Origin of the sequence: Erwinia sp. (genome assembly GCF_049696395.1) — a bacterium.
Classification (GTDB): domain Bacteria; phylum Pseudomonadota; class Gammaproteobacteria; order Enterobacterales; family Enterobacteriaceae; genus Erwinia.
Genome location: NZ_JBAVTT010000065.1, coordinates 39,225 through 57,207, shown reverse-complemented (window position 1 = coordinate 57,207; position 17,983 = coordinate 39,225). Strand labels below are relative to the sequence as shown.

At 52.1% G+C, this 17,983-nt stretch carries 18 protein-coding genes; 6 read left to right on the top strand and 12 right to left on the bottom strand.

What is annotated here, in order from left to right; all coding sequences use genetic code 11:
* Window positions 1-583: 583 nt before the first annotated feature.
* From mdtG to WCC56_RS09140, 3 genes are all read right to left on the bottom strand, one after another.
* A complete protein-coding gene (gene mdtG, locus WCC56_RS09150; RefSeq protein WP_424692072.1) occupies window positions 584-1,819 on the bottom strand; it encodes a multidrug efflux MFS transporter MdtG in 1,236 nt (411 codons plus the stop codon).
* Window positions 1,820-1,975: 156 nt separating this feature from the next.
* The gene (locus WCC56_RS09145; RefSeq protein ID WP_424692071.1) at window positions 1,976-2,896 is read right to left on the bottom strand and encodes a Kdo(2)-lipid IV(A) acyltransferase; all 921 of its coding nucleotides are present in this window, start codon (window positions 2,894-2,896) and stop codon (window positions 1,976-1,978) included.
* A 160-nt stretch (window positions 2,897-3,056) separates the two neighbouring features.
* Window positions 3,057-4,151 carry an NADH:flavin oxidoreductase/NADH oxidase gene (locus WCC56_RS09140; RefSeq protein WP_424692070.1) on the bottom strand — a complete coding sequence of 365 codons (1,095 nt, stop codon included), beginning with the start codon at window positions 4,149-4,151 and terminating at the stop codon, window positions 3,057-3,059.
* Window positions 4,152-4,367: 216 nt separating this feature from the next.
* On the opposite strand from WCC56_RS09140, the gene WCC56_RS09135 reads away from it, so the two are divergent.
* On the top strand, window positions 4,368-5,417 hold the full coding sequence (locus tag WCC56_RS09135) for a rhodanese-related sulfurtransferase (protein WP_424692069.1): 1,050 nt from the start codon (window positions 4,368-4,370) through the stop codon (window positions 5,415-5,417).
* 48 nt (window positions 5,418-5,465) lie between these two features.
* Here the strand turns inward: WCC56_RS09135 and WCC56_RS09130 are convergent, their stop codons facing one another.
* On the bottom strand, window positions 5,466-6,038 hold the full coding sequence (locus WCC56_RS09130) for a YceI family protein (protein ID WP_424692088.1): 573 nt from the start codon (window positions 6,036-6,038) through the stop codon (window positions 5,466-5,468).
* 23 nt (window positions 6,039-6,061) lie between these two features.
* Window positions 6,062-6,616, bottom strand: coding sequence for a cytochrome b (locus WCC56_RS09125; protein ID WP_424692068.1), 555 nt, complete (start codon window positions 6,614-6,616; stop codon window positions 6,062-6,064).
* Window positions 6,617-7,224: 608 nt separating this feature from the next.
* Here WCC56_RS09125 and proP point away from each other — a divergent pair.
* A complete protein-coding gene (gene proP, locus WCC56_RS09120) occupies window positions 7,225-8,703 on the top strand; it encodes a glycine betaine/L-proline transporter ProP (RefSeq protein WP_424692067.1) in 1,479 nt (492 codons plus the stop codon).
* A gap of 66 nt (window positions 8,704-8,769) precedes the next feature.
* Here the strand turns inward: proP and solA are convergent, their stop codons facing one another.
* From solA to grxB, 6 genes are all read right to left on the bottom strand, one after another.
* Complete coding sequence (solA, locus tag WCC56_RS09115; protein WP_424692066.1) at window positions 8,770-9,882, bottom strand: N-methyl-L-tryptophan oxidase; 1,113 nt, start codon at window positions 9,880-9,882, stop codon at window positions 8,770-8,772.
* A 106-nt stretch (window positions 9,883-9,988) separates the two neighbouring features.
* Window positions 9,989-10,243, bottom strand: coding sequence for a biofilm formation regulator BssS (gene bssS, locus WCC56_RS09110; RefSeq protein ID WP_424692065.1), 255 nt, complete (start codon window positions 10,241-10,243; stop codon window positions 9,989-9,991).
* Window positions 10,244-10,504: 261 nt separating this feature from the next.
* Window positions 10,505-10,750 (bottom strand): DNA damage-inducible protein I, encoded by a 246-nt coding sequence (dinI, locus tag WCC56_RS09105; protein WP_013201648.1) that lies wholly within the window; start codon window positions 10,748-10,750, stop codon window positions 10,505-10,507.
* Between the two features lie 80 nt (window positions 10,751-10,830).
* Window positions 10,831-11,877: a dihydroorotase gene (gene pyrC, locus WCC56_RS09100; protein ID WP_424692064.1), complete on the bottom strand. Its 1,047-nt coding sequence runs from the start codon at window positions 11,875-11,877 to the stop codon at window positions 10,831-10,833.
* Between the two features lie 164 nt (window positions 11,878-12,041).
* Window positions 12,042-12,608 (bottom strand): lipoprotein, encoded by a 567-nt coding sequence (locus tag WCC56_RS09095; RefSeq protein ID WP_424692063.1) that lies wholly within the window; start codon window positions 12,606-12,608, stop codon window positions 12,042-12,044.
* A 153-nt stretch (window positions 12,609-12,761) separates the two neighbouring features.
* Window positions 12,762-13,409: a glutaredoxin 2 gene (grxB, locus tag WCC56_RS09090; RefSeq protein WP_424692062.1), complete on the bottom strand. Its 648-nt coding sequence runs from the start codon at window positions 13,407-13,409 to the stop codon at window positions 12,762-12,764.
* Between the two features lie 284 nt (window positions 13,410-13,693).
* Between grxB and rimJ the strand changes: the two genes are divergently transcribed.
* From rimJ to murJ, 4 genes are all read left to right on the top strand, one after another.
* Window positions 13,694-14,284, top strand: coding sequence for a ribosomal protein S5-alanine N-acetyltransferase (rimJ, locus tag WCC56_RS09085; RefSeq protein ID WP_424692061.1), 591 nt, complete (start codon window positions 13,694-13,696; stop codon window positions 14,282-14,284).
* A gap of 4 nt (window positions 14,285-14,288) precedes the next feature.
* Window positions 14,289-14,930, top strand: a complete 642-nt coding sequence (locus tag WCC56_RS09080; protein WP_424692060.1) for a DUF480 domain-containing protein — start codon at window positions 14,289-14,291, stop codon at window positions 14,928-14,930.
* A 1-nt stretch (window position 14,931) separates the two neighbouring features.
* Window positions 14,932-15,855, top strand: coding sequence for a Gfo/Idh/MocA family protein (locus tag WCC56_RS09075; protein ID WP_424692059.1), 924 nt, complete (start codon window positions 14,932-14,934; stop codon window positions 15,853-15,855).
* A gap of 85 nt (window positions 15,856-15,940) precedes the next feature.
* On the top strand, window positions 15,941-17,479 hold the full coding sequence (gene murJ, locus WCC56_RS09070; protein WP_424692058.1) for a murein biosynthesis integral membrane protein MurJ: 1,539 nt from the start codon (window positions 15,941-15,943) through the stop codon (window positions 17,477-17,479).
* A gap of 71 nt (window positions 17,480-17,550) precedes the next feature.
* Here murJ and flgN read toward each other — a convergent pair whose 3' ends face one another.
* The gene (flgN, locus tag WCC56_RS09065; RefSeq protein WP_424692057.1) at window positions 17,551-17,982 is read right to left on the bottom strand and encodes a flagellar export chaperone FlgN; all 432 of its coding nucleotides are present in this window, start codon (window positions 17,980-17,982) and stop codon (window positions 17,551-17,553) included.
* Between the last annotated feature and the right edge of the window lies 1 nt (window position 17,983).

The window sequence follows — 17,983 nt, the reverse complement described above, 5'->3', positions numbered from 1 at the left end:
TAAAAAAGATCAAAACAGCGTTGTAACCAGACTCACTCCAAAGGAGGGAGCAAGCTGTTTATGTCATTAGTGTTTTTGTACTACCAGTACTGCATCAAGTTTATTGACGCTAAAACCAGCCATCTGTACCCCTGTGTTGTACAAAAATGCAGAGTCACTTCTGGCTTTTTGTACGGTAAAAATCACCACATAAGGGGTGGAGACCTTAATTATTTTTCAGGATTTATTGGGAACCGTCTGTCAAGAGCGTTAAATTATCCATAATAAACATTGAATAATCAAAGGATTTTAATGGGTAGCGTTGATGGTGCCGAAAGACACAGGAATTTGAAGGGGGTATCCTGTTGAATTACATTAGTAAAATTACTTATTTTAATCACCCTGTTTTTTAAAAGGGAGGGGTTAGGCGTTGATGATTTTTTGCTGTTGGTTAAATTACCTGCGGGTAATTGGTAAATTTCATTCTAAAAATTTGTATGAGTTGGCTGTTGTACCAGGCGCAGACTGACTCCCTTGGGCATTTCTTCAGGCAGGAGAGAGAGGGTCTTTACCCCAGGAGAGCCTGTTCAGCTTTCTGCCGGAACTACTCTTCAAGCATCGTACTGCGATCTACGCGGCGGCGAAGGGTAATCCACGAGTAAATGGCGTTAAACAAGACCACGCAGGCGGTGACTAAAAATACGGCACGGAATCCCCAGTGTGCGGACACGGCGGCCCCCATCAACGGGCCAGTCACATTGCCAATATCACGGAATGACTGGTTATAACTGAAAATCCGCCCCGCGACCTGATTGCTGGCGTTATAAATCAGCAGAGTTTGCACCGCAGGGAGTAACGCCCCGTCTGCGGCGCCGAGCAGGAAGCGCAAAATCCCCAACTGCAACGGGTTTTGTACCATCGACATGGGGATCAGCAATAGCACCGAAACTAAAAGCATTGCGACAATAATGCGTTCAGAACCAATTCTGTCACCTAACTTTCCAAGTCTTGGCGCACTGATCAGCGCTGCAACGCCTGGCACAGAAGCAATCAGCCCACTCACAAACGCCAGGTTCTGAATATCTCCAGCCAGATCCCGCACGTACAGCGTCAGGATGGGGGCTATTGAGCCGGTCGCGACCTGGATAATTAGCGTAGTGATAAACAGCGTCAGCACCAGCCTGGGATTCTTGAGGGTGGTAAAGACCTGATGCGCATGCAGCATGTCCTTTTTCTGTACCGGAATAAACTCTTCGCGGACGGCGAACAGGGTCATGATAAAGCAGACAAACAGCACGGCAGCAGTAATAAAGAACACTGGCCGCAGGCCGAAACTGTCCGCCAGTAAGCCGCCAATCAACGGACCAATTAACGCCCCGCTAACGGCACCGGTAGAGAGCCAGCCGAGCGCCCAGCCGCTTTTATTCCGCGGCACCTGAGTGGCTATCAGCGCGTTGGCATTGGGGACAAATCCCCCCAACAAGCCCAGCACCGCACGCAGTGCCAGAAATTGCCAGATGGAGGTCGCCATACCCATTAACACCATGACGATGGACATGCCTAAAGCAGAGCGCAGCAGCATGATTTTTCTGCCCTTACGGTCAGCCAGTCCGCCCCAGAAGGGAGAGGCAATCGCCGAAAACAGGAAGGTAATACTGAACACCAGCCCGGACCACATATTCAGAGACTGAGGATCGGAAACGCCAAGCAGTTCGACATAGAGTGGCAGGAAGGGCATGACCAGACTGAAGGCCGTGCCAGTCAGAAAGCAGCCGCACCAGGCGACAAACAAATTCTTTTGCCAGTTGATTGAGGAGGGCGGAACGTCAGCGGTAGCCATAGTGCAGTCGGGGACCTGTAGGGTAAGATTTTATTATTAGCAGGCTAATTATGCGCTTAAAAAAACTGACTGAACAGAGGGGGATAAGTAATCAGCAAAAATGAAAAACGGTTTTAGTATGGTAGCAGGGAGCGAAATACCGGCTACCAACCAGCATCAGTAAAGGGGAGGTTCACCAGCGGGGCGGGTTTTAAAGCGACGATGCAGCCACATATATTGCTCTGGCGCCATCAGCACGCCATGTTCGATAACCTGATTCATTCTCGCGGCCGTGGCGGCTTCATCATCCAGCGGCATGCCTTTTTCTTCCGGCAGGATCACCATTTCGTACCCTTTGCCATCAGGTAAACGGCGGGGGACAAAGGGGATGACCGCAGGTTGGCCAGTGCGAATGAGCAAATAACTGCCTTTGGTTGAGGCGGCTTTATCCACGCCAAAGAAGGGCACAAACACGCTGCTCTTCGGACCGTAATCATGATCCGGCGCGTACCAGATGATATCGCCGTTTTTTAAGGCGCGGATCATGCCTTTCAGATCTTTGCGATCGAGCATGCTTTTGTTGGAACGCATCCGGCCCCAGGTTTGGAGCCAGTCCAGCAGCGCATTGTCATTAGGACGATAGACGCCAATGCCAGGATTGTGCATGCCAAAAATACGCGCCCCCAGTTCCAGCGTTAAGAAGTGCATCCCAATCAGCAGGATCCCTTTGCCTTCCTCATGCGCTTTATCAATGTGCTCAAGCCCGCTGACGTGGAACCACTTGCTGATGCGCCAGTTTGGCCAGAACCAGGCCATGCCGGTTTCAATCAGCCCCATGCCAACCGATTCGAAATTGCGTACCACCATGGCTTCACGTTCTGCTTCCGGCATGGTGGGAAAACAGAGTTCCAGATTACGGTGGGCAATCGCCACGCGTTTGCGAAGAAAATGCATGGAAAGACGGCCAAGACCGCAGCCAATATGGTAGAGCACCGGGTAGGGCAATAGCACAAGCAGGTAAAGGAAGCCAATACCCAGCCAGGTAAGCCAATAACGAGGGTGCAACAATGCGCGCGTAAATTGAGGCAACTGAGTCATGAGTTTCCAGATCGCATAAAAGGGCAATATTATGCTGCCCGAGCACTTTTATTTATGGCCTATTGTGCCATTTGTTAACTGCATATTGAAAGAACCCGCTGTCTTGTCAAAGATAATGGTCGCCAGCAGCATAAACAGGCTGTGGCGACCGCAAACGGAATTATTGTTTAAACAGTCCTTTTACTTCATGAGGCTCGCAACGCCAATATTGTTCAGGTGCCCGAACTTTTGCACCGAGTTTTGCCGCCGCATGCCAAGGCCAGCGTGGGTCGTAGAGCATCCCGCGCGCCAGAGCGACCATATCCGCCTGCTGTTCAACTAATACGGCTTCGGCTTGTTCCGCATCGGTAATCATGCCAACCGCAATGACCGGAATAGTGACGGCTTTCTTGATAGCTTCTGCAAACGGCACCTGATAATTTGGCCCGACCTTAATCTGTTGCTCAGGTGAAAGCCCGCCGCTCGAAACGTGAATATAAGCGCAGCCTTCTGCGGCCAAAGCCTGACTTAATGCTATCGATTGTTCTATATCCCAACCGCCTTCCACCCAGTCCGTTGCGGATATTCTTACGCCGACCGGTTTATTCGCCGGGAACACACGGCGGACTTCGCGGAATATCTCCAGCGTCAGACGCAATCTGTTTTCCAGCGATCCGCCATAGATGTCGTCCCGCTGGTTGGAGAGCGGCGATAAAAACTGATGCAGCAGATACCCATGCGCCGCGTGGACTTCAATCAAATCCAGGCCCAGCCTGTCAGCGCGAAGGGCACTGTCGATAAAGGACTGTTTGATCTCCTCGATGCGCGCTTTGGTTAACGCCTGAGGTGTGCCATCCGTTTTATTGAAGGGCACACCGGAAGGCGCGGATGTCTGCCAGCCACCGCCTTCAGGCTGCAGGAAGCCGCCGCCCTGCCACGGCACATCGGTGGAGGCTTTACGGCCAGCGTGGGCAAGCTGGATGCCCATCGGCATAGCAGAGTACTGGCGGACGTCTTTCAACACCTCGCCCAGAGCCTGCTCCGTTTCATCATTCCACAACCCTAAGTCCTGCGGGGTAATGCGACCAGCCGCTTCGATAGCAGCGGCTTCAATGATCAATAAGCCCGCCCCGGAAAGCGCCAGATGGCCAAGATGGATACGATGCCAGGCTGTGGCTTTACCGTGGTCGGCGGAATACTGGCACATTGGCGCGATGGCAATACGGTTCTCAAGGGTTAACTTACCGAGGGTGATCGGGGTGAAAAGCTGGCTCATGCATGTTCTCCGGTGGGTTAACAATGTCAGGGACAAAGGCTAACTATAGGCGGATTTTTTTGCCGCGTTGAGCAAGGCATGCTTTTAGAAGGTGCGCAGGGAAGGCGGGGAAGTCTGACCTTTTCATCGGTTTTAAGGGAATCAGGTTTGATTTTCCCACTATTCAGGTATGATAGCGCCCGCAAAATTTCTCTCTTGAACGCAGGAACGTACACCATGCCAGTGTTACATAACCTTGTTTCCAATGAAGAGCTGCGTGCGCGGATGTTGGCCGAAACCGAACCGCGTACCACGGTCTCTTTCTATAAATATTTTACCCTTGATGATGCTAAAGCTTTCCGCGATGCGCTGTATGTTGCGCTGACTAAACTGAAGGTTTTCGGCCGTGTTTACGTCGCCAGCGAAGGGATTAACGCCCAGATCAGCGTGCCAGCCAGCCAGTATGAAACGATGAAAGCGATGCTTTATGCTTTCCATCCGGCGCTGGATAATCTGCGCATGAACATCGCGCTGGATGACGATGGAAAATCGTTTTGGGTACTGCGCCTGAAAGTGCGTGAGCGCATCGTGGCCGATGGCATCACCGATGACACCTTTGATGCCAGCGATATTGGCGGCTATCTGAAGGCGAATGATGTCAACGCAATGCTCGACGACCCGGATGCGGTATTCGTGGATATGCGTAACCACTACGAATACGAAGTGGGCCATTTTGATAACGCGATGGAGATCCCGGCAGATACCTTCCGCGATCAGCTGCCGATGGCGGTTGAGATGCTGAAAGACGATAAAGAGAAGAAAATCGTCATGTATTGCACCGGCGGGATCCGTTGTGAAAAAGCCAGTGCGTGGATGCGCCATAACGGTTTTGAAAATGTGTATCACGTTGAAGGGGGGATTATTGAATATGCCCGCCGTGCACGTGAGCAAGGCTTACCGGTTCGCTTCAAAGGTAAAAACTTTGTCTTTGACGAGCGGATGGGCGAACGCATTTCTGACGATGTGATTGCTAACTGCCACCAGTGCGGTGCAGCCTGTGATACGCACGTTAACTGCAAGAACGATGGCTGCCATTTGCTGTTTATTCAGTGCGCCAGTTGCGCAGAGCAATATCAGGCGTGCTGTAGCCCAATCTGTATGGAAGAGTTGGCATTAACACCAGAAGAGCAGCGCGCCCGCCGTGCTGGCCGTGAAAATGGCAACAAGGTGTTTAATAAGTCTCGTGGCAAGCTGACGATGACGCTGAAAATCCCTTCCGCAGAGTAGTCATATCAGGCCGGATAGCAGTCACCCGGCCTGATTTTCACCTGACGGTTACTGGCGAATACCTTCTACCGAGATCATCAGCTCAACGTCCTGAGACGCAGGCCCCAGATCGCTTTTGATATTAAAATCTTTCAGCGCAAGTTTGGTTTTTGCTTCAAAGCCTGCACGATACCCACCCCACGGATCCTTGCCTTCCCCGAGTTTTTTCGCTTCCAGCGTCACTGGTTTAGTCACGCCGTTCAGCGTCAGGTTGCCGGTAATATCCAGCTCATCGCCCTCTTTTTTCACCGCGGTGGAAACAAATGTCGCCTGGGCGAATTTTGCCACGTTGAGGAAATCAGCACTGCGCAAGTGCTTATCGCGTTCAGCATGGTTGGTGTCAATACTGTTAGTATTGATGGTCACATTGACCTTATCTTTGGCTGGATCGGCTTCATCAAAGGTAAAGCTGCCATCAAAATCCTTAAAAGTGCCGTACAGCCAGCTGTAGCCAAGGTGTTGGATACGGAACTGGACAAAGGCATGCTGCCCCTGTTTATCAATTTTATAGTCAGCGGCCGAGGCCGTGGCTGCACTCAGTAACAGAGCAGCAATGCTCAGTCCTGTCAGGCTTTTCTTCAACATTTTTCTGTTCCTTTCAGAGGTTAATCAACGCGGCTACCCAGCATCCGCTTCAACGTACTGTCTCGATCGACAAAATGGTGTTTCACTGCGGCCAGACCATGTAAAACCGAGAGGATAACCACGCACCACGCCAGCCAGAGGTGAATGTCTCCGGCCAGGTCAGCCTGCTCGCCAAACCCTTCCAGCGAAGCCGGTACGGAGAGCAAGCCAAAGACCTCTATCGGTTTTCCATCGGCGGTCGAGATTAAATAGCCGCTGATGAAAATGGCAAACAGGATGCCGTACAGCAAAAGATGAACCGCAACGGCACTGACCCTTGTCAGCGCTGAGTAACTGCTCAACGGTTTTGGCGGAGGGGAGAGGAATCGCCAAATGACGCGTAAGATCATCACTGCGAAGAGGGTCATACCGATGCTTTTGTGTAATTCAGGGGCAGGGTGATACCAGCTGTCGTAGTAGCCTAAAGTGACCATCCACAGGCCCAGCCCAAACATACTGTACAGGGCAATAGCCACTAGCCAGTGCAGCAGCACACTGACATGACCAAAACGAGTAGGGGTGTTTCTCCATTGCATACTTACATCCTGTAATCCATTTTTTGCTAAGACTGACCAACCAGAAACATAAAATCAACTACTAATTACCGCTGCTAAATAAATAGCTATAGTTATTCAAAAATATTGAATTAAATAACGAATGTTTGTCGTTATTTTTGGGTTTTGAGGCATTAATTCTATGCTTTTTGTTGATTTAAATGGATTGACAGTTTTTTTATATTGTCTGTTAATTTGATTATTAATTAAGGTAATGTCAGTTATTTGTCACTTAATGTCAGTATTTCCCTGTTGAATAGGTTATATTCGCTAATTAGTGTGGGCAAGCGGAAAGGTACTGAAAGGAATGAACCCCCTTTAACAACAGTAGGGGTTGGACGGTTAGGCTGAATAATGCCGTGCTGATGGCGTTCTGTTTCGATTTTCAGGGTAATAACAGCGATATCGGTCACAAACTTGAAAAAATCCGGTCTGTCGTATAAAGTCAGTTACCGTAAAGAGATGTTGTTTATGTGTAAATCACCGTCTAATCCTGCTGCTTTATAGCTTTCTTTCCCTTCATCACCCCTTTTATCCCGGCAACGAAAGCTATGACGCTGCGCTCTTCATTCAGTCATTTCGGAGACAGTATGAGCACTGCATCAGATTCAAATAACAAGCTGAAGAAGCTTTTCTCCCGGCATAAGAAGCCAAAAGAACTGACCGTTGACGACATCACCATCGTCGATGGCGATATGCTGAAACGCGCCGTGGGTGCTGCTGCCCTGGGTAATGCCATGGAGTGGTTCGATTTCGGGGTTTACAGCTACCTTGCCGTTACCCTGGGGAAAGTTTTCTTCCCCGGTGGCGATGCTTCCGCACAGTTGCTGGCAACCTTTGGTGCCTTTGCGGCCGCCTTCCTGGTCCGCCCGATTGGTGGCCTGGTCTTCGGGCCGCTGGGCGACAAAATTGGTCGTCAGAAGGTGCTGGCAATCACCATGATCATGATGTCCATCGGCACATTTTGTATTGGCATCATTCCCTCTTATGCCTCGATTGGCATTTTTGCGCCGATTCTGCTGTTGGCTGCCCGTCTGCTTCAGGGCTTCTCAACCGGTGGCGAATACGGCGGGGCCGCCACTTTTATCGCGGAATACTCAACCGACAACCGTCGCGGTTTTATGGGCAGCTTCCTTGAGTTCGGCACCTTAGGGGGGTATCTGCTGGGCGCAGGGCTGGTCACCATTCTGACCGTCGCTATGCCGCAACAAACGTTACTGGACTGGGGCTGGAGAATTCCGTTCTTCATCGCTGCGCCGTTGGGCCTGTTCGGCCTGTATATCCGCCTCAAGCTGGAAGAAACGCCAGCCTTCCAAAAGCATATGGAGAAGCAGGAAGCCCTTGAGCAGAGCAAACCTCGTCTGACACTGTTGCAGATGCTGAGCAAGTACCGTGCTCAGATGCTGAAGTGTATTGGCCTGGTGCTGCTGTTTAACGTGTCGAACTATATGCTGACCTCTTATATGCCAAGCTATCTGACCGGTATTCTGGGCCTGAGCGAAATCAGCAGCCTGTTGCTGATTCTGGTGGTGATGTTTGTGATGATGCCGCTGACGCTGTTCTGGGGACACTGGAATGACCGTCTGGGACGCCGTCCGGTCATCTGGGCTGGAGCAATCGGCCTGATTGTGATGGCCATTCCCTGCATGATGATGATTGGCACGGGAAATCTGTATCTGGTGTTCCTGGGGCTGATTATCCTCGGCGTGATCCATACCTGCTTTAGCGGCTCGATGCCGGCAACCTTACCGGCCTTGTTTGCGACAGATATCCGCTACAGCGCACTGGCAATCGGGTTTAACCTCTCCGTGTCCTTGTTCGGCGGAACCACGCCACTGATCACCACCTGGCTGGTGGAGAAAACGCATAACCTGATGATGCCAGCTTATTATCTGATGGGTGCCGGTGTGATTGGGGTGATCACCGTCTTCACGCTGCGTGAAACGGCCCGTAAACCGTTGTCAGGTTCTGCGCCTGCGGTGGCTACCGAAGCTGAAGCCCACTCGCTGGTGAAGAAGCTGCGCCTGCGTCAGCAGAAGAAAGACGCTGAAGCGAAAAACTCTGTTTAACAGAGAAGTCATAAACGATAAAAAAAACCGGGCAATGCCCGGTTTTTTTATTGCGAAAGGAAAGGATTAAAAGCGGGAAAGTGAGAAGGGGGATAAATCAAATTCCGCTTTTTTCCCTTGCGCAAAATCGGCGGCTATCTCACCTAATACACTGGCAAATTTAAACCCGTGGCCGCTTAATCCGCCAATAATAAGCCGATCTGGCGAACCGGGAAGCGTGTCGATAATAAAGTCTTCATCCGTTGTATTATCATAGGTACAGGCTTCACCATGCAGGCAAACGCCAACACCGGGCAGGAAATGACGAATGAAAGAAAACAGCTCGCTGCCATCTTCATTTACCGTGCCAAAGGGTTTGCGTTGTTCAGGGGAGCTAATGGGCTGGCCTCCATCATGGCGACCAATTTTAAGTGCGTTATTCTCCGCCGGGAAGCCGTAAAAATGGCTGCCGTCTGGCATTTCACAAGTAAATGCCGGGAACTTATTATTTTCACTGTAGCGGCCATCGGCCTGATGCCAGGCGAACACTTTTCTTACCGGCGTGATCGGCAACTCAGGCAGTAAGGACTTCACCCAGGTACCTGCGCTCAGCAGCAGTTTACGGCCACTGTAAGTGCCATCAGCAGTGTGGACCAGCTGCAATCCGTCGCGCTCTTCCAGTGCGTCCACGCCACAATTGAACAGCTGGGCACAGCCCGCCTCTCTTGCCAGCCGGATCAGCTGGCGGACAGCAACCTCAGATTTCAGATAGCCGGATTGCGGCTCAAAAATGCCGGTATAGCCAGCCGGAACCGTTAACTGTGGCCAGCGAGCCATCACCTGCTCACTGCTTAGTGTTTCAACGGTAAGGGAAAATTCTTCAGCGCTCTGGCTGACGTTGCGGATAAATTCCGAGGACTCCGGGGCCAGATTGATGATCCCGCTGCGGTGCATGATGCGTTCACCGCAGGCGGCTTCCAGCTCATCCCACAGCTGCTGGGCACGCAAAACCATCGGGACGTAACGGGCACCTTCACCGTAAGCATGGCGAATCAGACGAGATTCACCATGGTGGCTCCCTTCGCGGTGCGGCGGATGAGCGCGGTCAATCATCAGCACTTTCAGGCCCGCCTGCGTGGCGTACCAGCCAGCGGCAGCCCCAACGGAGCCACTTCCCACCACAATTAAATCGTAAACCATCTGCACCGGCTCCTAAGTTGATCAGGCAATCCGTGCAGGATAGCAAAATGTAGCGGGAATGAAAAAGGCACCCTTTGGGGTGCCTTCGAGAGTAAACCAACAGGATCTAATGCTTTTTATAATCGCGGTCTAAGTAATCTGTTGCTTCAATCTTCGCTATACCAGCTTCGAGAATGGAGATGAATTGCCTGGCAACATCGGTGGTTAACCAGTAAGTCTGACCTACTTCTGCGTCTTCATTCTGCTGTTCATTTGACGTAAGAGAATGGAGACGGATCATCATGGCATCGTAAGAATCTACAGTACTGATATCCCACCCAATGAGGGGATGTGTCTGGATTACGTCTTTGCTTCTGTCCATTATAACCCCCTTATTACTCGTGTTAATGATGACAACGAAGTGATTTATCGAGGTTCAATGCGGCTTTTTTTTCATAGAGCAAAGTAATTATAACAGGCTTTAAAATTCTCGCCGGAGGAAATTTTAGCGGGGAAGGAGAAGAGAGTTTGATTAAAGGTTTTATATAAGCGGACGTACAGTAAAAATGAATGGTTAAAAAAAAAACAAAAAAGCCGGATGGCGAAACCCGGCAAACAACGGCAAAAAAAGGAGAGAAAAGCGCTAGTCGGTAATAAACCAGTCGTCGGCACTTTCCCAGGTTTCCTGCAGAATTTCCGTGATACGGTCTTTGGCTTCTTTGCCGCCGCCCATCACCGTCAGATTATTTCCCCCAGCATAGCGAACGGATACGCTGTTGCTGGATTCGGGGAACTGCTTGTCGATACGTTTAACCAGCTCAGAAGAGAGCGCATCAATAGCGCCAGCAGGGAGCGAAGTGGTTTTTGCTACAGTGACTTCAATACGCATAAAAGCCTCCGGATAAGATACTGTAAATATATACAGTAATATCAGCGGAGGCAATCATTTACTGCACGAAAAGACAGGAATTACAGCTCTACGGTCCAGTTCAGCGTTTCACCGGCCAGGAATGGCACCAGCGAGTTCTCACCCAGTGCGATGCTGTCAGCGACTTTCCAGGGTTTACGAACCAGTGTAATCGTCCCTTCGTTTAGCGGCAGGCCGTAGAAACGCGGGCCGTTTTCAGAGCAGAAGGCTTCAAAATGCTGCAGAGCATCCATCTCTTCAAACACAGTGGCATAAGCGGGCAGTGAAGAAGGGGCGTTGAACACGCCAGCACACCCACAGCTTGCCTCCTTCAGATGACGCAGGTGTGGAGCGGTGTCGGTTCCCAGGAAGAAGCGATCGTTGCCCGTGGCCACGACTTTACGCAGGGCATCCTGGTGCACATTCCTTTTCAGGATTGGCAGGCAGTACAGATGCGGACGCACGCCGCCAACCAGCATATGGTTACGGTTGAACATCAGATGCTGTGGCGTAATGGTGGCGGCGATAAAACGATTGCCTTCTTCTACATAAGCCGCCGCTTCTTTGGTGGTGATGTGTTCAAACACCACTTTCAGCTCCGGGAACTGCTTACGCAGAGGATCCATCACCGTTTCAATAAAACGCGCTTCACGGTCGAAGATGTCAATCTCTGCAGCCGTCACTTCACCGTGGATCAGTAACGGCATGCCAATCTTCTGCATCCGCTCAAGAACGGTAGCGATGCTGGCGATATGGGTGACACCGTGGCTGGAGTTGGTGGTGGCATGGGCCGGATACAGCTTGGCGGCAGTAAACACGCCTTCAGTGAACCCTTTTTCTACTTCATCCGGATCCAGTGAATCGGTCAGGTAGCAGGTCATCAGCGGGGTGAAGTTATGTCCGGCAGGGATCGCTTCAAGAATACGGTTGCGGTATGCAATGGCAGCGGCAACGCTGGTGACCGGGGGAACCAGGTTCGGCATCACAATCGCCCGGCCATTCACCTCGCTGGTAAAGGGCAGCACGGTTTTCAGCATCTCATCGTCACGCAGATGAATATGCCAGTCGTCAGGACGGCGAATGATAAGTTGCTGAGGGTGTGAGGTCATTTTGCTGCTCCGGCAGAAGTGAAATCGGTTTGGCGATTTAGCCGGGTTCTAAGCATAGGGATAAAGAGGGGGGAATGCACCTGCTTTGTTTGCGGCTCGGGGAAATTAGCCTTGCAACACGCTCTTCACCAGCAACGGGCAGAGAGCGTGCTGAAACCAGCGGACTACTGACTAACGAAAGGAATAATCATCTCGCCAGGCTTCACTTCCAGCCCTTTGGCGAAGCGTTTGGCTAACGACTCGGCTTTACTGCGATCGCTGCTCAGCACATAGGCTGGTTTCTGATTGAAGTAATCTTTCAGCGACTGGTTCAGGTAAGGCGTCAGGGTTTTCAGGATCCCCTGCATCTTTTCAGGCTGGACCTGAACATCCACCAGTTCCATATCCTTCAGGAAGATCGCCCCTTGGTCCTTATCAAAGAACGGCTGGGCTTTCATCGTCAGCTTCATATCCGCCTGCTGGGGACCAAAGAGCGAACTGATGTTCACTTTAGCGTTGCCAGAAAGGGTAACTTTGTTCGGCTCTTCGCGGCCAATCTGGCTCTTCAGATCGGTCAGCACAATGTGGGCATCGACCAGGCCAGCCACGCCAATCTGCTTCTCGTAGTTATTGTGTTTTGCCAGCGCCTGATTCACTTCCTGTTCGCTAATGGTGTACTGCGTCAGTTGATTGCAGCCGGTCAGTAACCCGACCAGCAGCAGGGCGCACAGCCCGAAAAATGCTTTGTTCATCGTTTCCTCTGTCTACTTATCGTCAGCAACCCTTCTGACGTGAAGCGATAGAGTGCCCGACAATGGCAACGGAGTCACCAGGGCAAAGGGTAAACGGCAGGAAAATATTGTGTGAAGAAGTGCAGTAGGGCCACCGAAGTGGCCCTGAAAGAATCACGTTGCGATAGAGGACAACAGGGTGACCTGAGTCTGCTTGGCCATGTTGTCACGATAATCCGCCACGCGGCTTGGATACTCGACACCGGCAATCAGCGACAGCGAACGCAGCACCGGGAACAGATGAATGTCATCCATCGACAGCTCACCGCTCACCGCATTGGCTTTAACAATTAGCTTATCCAGCTTACGCAGATCGTCGTTCACGTTCTTAATATAGCCTTCGGCATGCAGCTTGAGCTCATCGAAGCTGCCCATGTTGGCTTCTTTCTTGTCTTTGAAATAGCGGCGGGCTTCCGGCGTGGCGAATTCCGCAAACGGGGCCTCAGCAATGCGTGGCAGCAACAGTTTATTTAGGTAGCCATTAATATGGCGCAGCCAGTTGGTGATGGCCGGGTTGGTTTTGCCGGTCAACAGCGGTTCACGATCCTTGTTATCGATGAAATGCACGATATCGAGGCTCTCTGGCATACAGCTGCCATCTTCTTTCATCAGAATGGGCGCCATCTTCTGCCCAATCAGTTTTTTCGGTGTGGCTTCGTCGTCGCTCAGCATCACCACCAGTTCTACTGGCAGATTTTTTAAGCCAAAAATCATGCGGGCTTTTACACAGAACGGGCAGTGATCGTAAATATAAAGTTTCAAGAACGCCTCCTGACAGCAGTGATGGCAGACTGGCCACCATCAATCATTTGAATGCATTAGGGAAGTATGGAAGAGATCCTACAGGAGGGCAAACTACGACCGGACATTCCTTGAGCAAAAGCGATTTTCGCAATTTTTATGCGCATTATTTTACCGGTCAGGGCCTGGGCGGTTATAGTGGTTTGTAAGCGCAGGAAATGTCGGCCATATGGCGTAAGTTGAGCTGTTGTGCTGGGCTGACTGTGCGCCTTTTTAATCCTTTATCGGCCGGATCAGGAGAGAAGATGTTTGGCTATCGTTCCGCTGCCCCGAAAGTGCGCCTGACTACAGACAGGCTGGTGGTTCGCCTTGTTCATGAACGCGATGCCTGGCGTCTGGCGGATTACTATGCCGAAAACAGAGCTTTTCTTAAACCCTGGGAACCGATCCGTGATGAAAGCCACTGCTATCCTTCTGGCTGGCAGGCACGGTTGGGGCTGATTGCAGAAATGCATAAACAGGGGACTGCCTTCTATTTTGCGGTGATGGATCCTGAAGAGAATGAAGTCCGTGGCGTGGCGAATTTCAGCAACGTGGTGCGCGGCTCTTTTCATGCCTGTTACCTTGGCTATTCTCTGGGCGAGAAGTGGCAAGGGCAGGGAATGATGTTTGAAGCTTTACAGTCAGCCATCCGTTACATGCAGCGGCAGCAACGTATTCACCGTATCATGGCGAACTACATGCCGCATAACCAGCGCAGCGGCGGTCTGCTTGCCCGGTTAGGGTTTGAAAAAGAAGGCTATGCCAAAGAGTATTTACTGATTGATGGACGCTGGCAGGATCATGTGCTGACGGCACTGACCGCCAAAGAATGGACACCCGAACGTCGCGGATAACCCAATGAAAATTCTTCTCTCGGCCTTAGAGGCCCGTACCCTTGGCTGCCTGCTGGAAAAGCAGGTCACCACCCCAGAGCAATATCCGATGTCACTGAACGGCGTGGTGACGGCCTGTAATCAAAAATCCAACCGTGAACCGGTGCTCTCGCTGAGTGAAGCCAGCGTGCAGGATACGCTGGATAGGCTGGTGAAAAAGCATCTGGCTACCCCACAGAGCGGCTTCGGCAATCGGGTGGTGAAGTACGAACACCGCTTTTGTAACACTGAGTTTGGTCAGCTGAAATTTACGCCTGGCGAGCTGGCGTTGATCACCACCTTATTACTGCGCGGCGCACAAACTCCCGGAGAGTTGCGCACTCGCAGCGCTCGCCTGCACGAATTTACGGATATGGCGGAAGTGGAACAGGCGCTTGAGGCACTGGCTTCACGTGAAGACGGTCCGTTTGTCGTCAGGTTAGCGCGTGAACCAGGCAAGCGTGAGAGCCGGTTTATGCACCTTTTCAGTGGAGAGGTTGATGAGGCTTCGCTGGCTACAAACGACCCCTCGCAGGAGAATGACGACCTGCGTGAACGTGTAGCGGAGTTGGAAAGAGAACTGGCAGAGATCAAACAGGTTCTGGCAAGACTAACCGGGGAAGTCTGATATGACGGTACTGAAAGTGGGCATTATTGGTCTTGGGGGCATCGCACAAAAGGCGTGGTTGCCGGTGGTCACACAGACCGCTGGCTGGCAGATTGCCGGCGCTTTCTCACCCAACCAACAAAAAGCCCGGATAGTCTGTGACAGCTATCGCATTCCGCTCTTGGGCAGCGTGGCTGAAGTGGCCGCTGCCAGTGATGCGGTCTTTGTGCACACCTCAACCGCCAGCCATTTTAGCATTGTCAAAGAACTGCTGATGGCGGATGTGGATGTCTGCGTGGATAAACCCCTGGCGGCAAAACTCAGTGAAGCCGAACAGTTGGTTGAACTTGCCCACAAGCGGGGACGAAAGCTGATGGTGGCTTTTAACCGCCGTTTCGCCCCTCGTTATCTGCAGTTAAAAGATCATCTCGCGAGCCTGGCCTCGCTCAGAATGGACAAACACCGCAGTGACAGTGTTGGCCCGCAGGATCTGTTCTTCACGCTGCTGGATGATTATCTGCATGTGGTGGATACCGCGCTGTGGCTGAGCGGCAGCAAAGGAAAGCTGCAAAGCGGCAGTTTGCTGACCACAGATGTCGGTGAAATGCTCTATGCCGAACACCACTTTTCGCAGGGCGACATTCAGATCACCACCAGTATGCACCGCCGGGCAGGGAGCCAGCGTGAGTCGGTTCGCGCCGTGACCGATGGCAGCCTGTTGCTGGTGGATGAGATGCGTGATTTTCAGCAGGAAACGGGCGGTAAGCTGATCGTTGATCCGATCCCTGGCTGGCAATCCACCCTTGAGCAGCGAGGTTTTGCCGGTGCGGCGCACCACTTCATTGCCTGCGCAGAAAATCAGACAATGCCGCAAACGTCCGGAGAGCAGGCGCTGATGGCGCAGCGGGTGGTGGAAAAACTCTGGAGAGAGATTGACCGGGAATAATCAGCTGTAACAAACGAGTGTGGTGATTTGCCGCAACATCAGTACACTGTGCCCGAGATATTTCAAGCAAAATACCCGGAAGAACATGAACCTGTTGAAATCGTTGGCAGCGGTCAGCTCAATGACCCTGTTTTCGCGCGTGCTGGGATTTGCCCGCGATGCCATTGTGGCAAGAGTTTTTGGTGCCGGAATGGCGACAGACGCCTTCTTTGTGGCGTTCAAACTGCCTAACCTGCTGCGGCGTATTTTTGCCGAAGGCGCTTTTTCCCAGGCCTTCGTTCCCATCCTTGCCGAGTACAAAAGCAAGCAGGGTGAAGAAGCCACTAAGGTCTTCGTAGCCTATGTTTCCGGGCTGTTGACGCTGGCGCTGGCGATTATCACTATATTAGGGATGCTGGCGGCACCCTGGGTAATTTTGGTTACCGCGCCTGGCTTTGCGGATACGGCCGATAAATTTGCCTTAACCTCAGCGCTGCTGCGCGTCACTTTCCCCTATATCTTCCTTATTTCTCTCGCCTCGCTGGCGGGAGCGATCCTCAATACCTGGAATCGCTTCTCCGTTCCGGCCTTCGCGCCAACCTTATTGAACGTCAGCATGATTGGGTTTGCCCTGTTTGCCGCCCCGCATTTCCATCCGCCGGTGATGGCGCTGGCCTGGGCCGTGGTGGCTGGCGGCGTGCTGCAATTGGGTTATCAGCTGCCGCACCTGAAAAAGATCGGTATGCTGGTACTGCCCCGTCTTAACCTGAAAGATGCCGGTGTCTGGCGAGTGATGCGCCAGATGGGGCCCGCTATCCTCGGGGTTTCCGTCAGCCAAATCTCGCTGATTATCAACACGATTTTTGCCTCGTTTCTGGTATCCGGTTCCGTTTCCTGGATGTACTATGCAGACCGCCTGATGGAGTTCCCTTCCGGCGTGCTGGGCGTGGCGTTGGGGACCATTCTGCTGCCTTCGCTGGCGAAAAGTTTCTCCAGCGGTAACCACGATGAGTATTCCCGCCTGATGGATTGGGGATTACGGCTCTGTTTCGTGCTGGCGTTGCCTTGTGCCGTGGCGCTGGGCATCCTGGCAAAACCGTTAACGGTCGCGCTGTTCCAGTACGGGAAATTCAGCGCTTTCGATGCGTCCATGACTCAGCGGGCGCTGGTGGCTTATTCCGTAGGCCTGATGGGGATCATTGTGGTTAAGGTGCTGGCTCCGGGCTTTTATTCCCGCCAGAACATCAAAACGCCGGTGAGAATCGCTATCGCGACTTTAATCATGACGCAGTTGATGAACCTGGCGTTTATCGGCCCGCTGAAACATGCCGGCCTGTCGCTGTCGATTGGCCTGGGTGCCTGCCTGAATGCGGCGCTGCTTTACTGGCAGTTACGCAAGCAGAAGATTTTCCATCCGCAGCCCGGCTGGGGGCAGTTCCTTGTGCGGTTGTTTATTGGTGTGGCGGTAATGGCTGCTGCGCTGGTGGGAATGCTGCATGTGATGCCGGAATGGGCGACAGGCAATATGTTGTCGCGATTACTGCGTCTGGCTGGCGTCTGTGCCGTTGGTGGGGCGGTGTTCTTTGCGGTACTGGCAATGCTGGGCTTCCGCGTGAAAGATTTTGCCCGTCAAACTCAGGCCTGATAAAAAGCAAAACCCCGATGCAGGTGACTGCATCGGGGCTGGGCCGGGTTTACTCTACAGTATGGAGCGGCCTACACTTTACGGCTGATAAAACTGCTGGTGGTCGCCTGGCCATCCGGGCCGTAAAACTTCTGAGTCTGGTGCGGCTTTAACACTTCCAGCGCCTGCTCGGTAAATCCAATCTGGTGATTCAGCAGCAATCCATTATGAAGATTGGTATCGCGCAGCTTCACGGTCTGCTCCTGAATGTCCGCCCAGCGGCGAGCCATATCAGGATTGAGGCTGTAAGGCGCATGCAGCCCTGCCTCTTTTTCAGCATCACGGCGCATCTGCTCAATAAAATTGAGCGTGGCCAGCAGAGAACTTTTATCTTCGGTAATGCGTTGCAATAAGCTGCTGTTGATCTGCCCGCCCGAGAGCTGTTGTTGCTCGGCGGTCATTATGTCGCCAAGACTGGTCAGGACTTCCAGCATTTTATCCAGCGCTTTCAGCAGCTTCTGCATT

Coding starts and splice junctions, on each gene's coding strand:
- WCC56_RS09075 (WP_424692059.1), top strand. CDS start 14,932: ATGACGGTACTGAAAGTGGGCATTATTGGTCTTGGGGGCATCGCACAA.
- mdtG (WP_424692072.1), bottom strand. CDS start 1,819: ATGGCTACCGCTGACGTTCCGCCCTCCTCAATCAACTGGCAAAAGAAT.
- bssS (WP_424692065.1), bottom strand. CDS start 10,243: ATGGACAGAAGCAAAGACGTAATCCAGACACATCCCCTCATTGGGTGG.
- WCC56_RS09140 (WP_424692070.1), bottom strand. CDS start 4,151: ATGAGCCAGCTTTTCACCCCGATCACCCTCGGTAAGTTAACCCTTGAG.
- WCC56_RS09080 (WP_424692060.1), top strand. CDS start 14,289: ATGAAAATTCTTCTCTCGGCCTTAGAGGCCCGTACCCTTGGCTGCCTG.
- proP (WP_424692067.1), top strand. CDS start 7,225: ATGAGCACTGCATCAGATTCAAATAACAAGCTGAAGAAGCTTTTCTCC.
- pyrC (WP_424692064.1), bottom strand. CDS start 11,877: ATGACCTCACACCCTCAGCAACTTATCATTCGCCGTCCTGACGACTGG.
- murJ (WP_424692058.1), top strand. CDS start 15,941: ATGAACCTGTTGAAATCGTTGGCAGCGGTCAGCTCAATGACCCTGTTT.
- WCC56_RS09145 (WP_424692071.1), bottom strand. CDS start 2,896: ATGACTCAGTTGCCTCAATTTACGCGCGCATTGTTGCACCCTCGTTAT.
- WCC56_RS09095 (WP_424692063.1), bottom strand. CDS start 12,608: ATGAACAAAGCATTTTTCGGGCTGTGCGCCCTGCTGCTGGTCGGGTTA.
- WCC56_RS09135 (WP_424692069.1), top strand. CDS start 4,368: ATGCCAGTGTTACATAACCTTGTTTCCAATGAAGAGCTGCGTGCGCGG.
- dinI (WP_013201648.1), bottom strand. CDS start 10,750: ATGCGTATTGAAGTCACTGTAGCAAAAACCACTTCGCTCCCTGCTGGC.
- rimJ (WP_424692061.1), top strand. CDS start 13,694: ATGTTTGGCTATCGTTCCGCTGCCCCGAAAGTGCGCCTGACTACAGAC.
- flgN (WP_424692057.1), bottom strand. CDS start 17,982: ATGCAGAAGCTGCTGAAAGCGCTGGATAAAATGCTGGAAGTCCTGACC.
- WCC56_RS09125 (WP_424692068.1), bottom strand. CDS start 6,616: ATGCAATGGAGAAACACCCCTACTCGTTTTGGTCATGTCAGTGTGCTG.
- solA (WP_424692066.1), bottom strand. CDS start 9,882: ATGGTTTACGATTTAATTGTGGTGGGAAGTGGCTCCGTTGGGGCTGCC.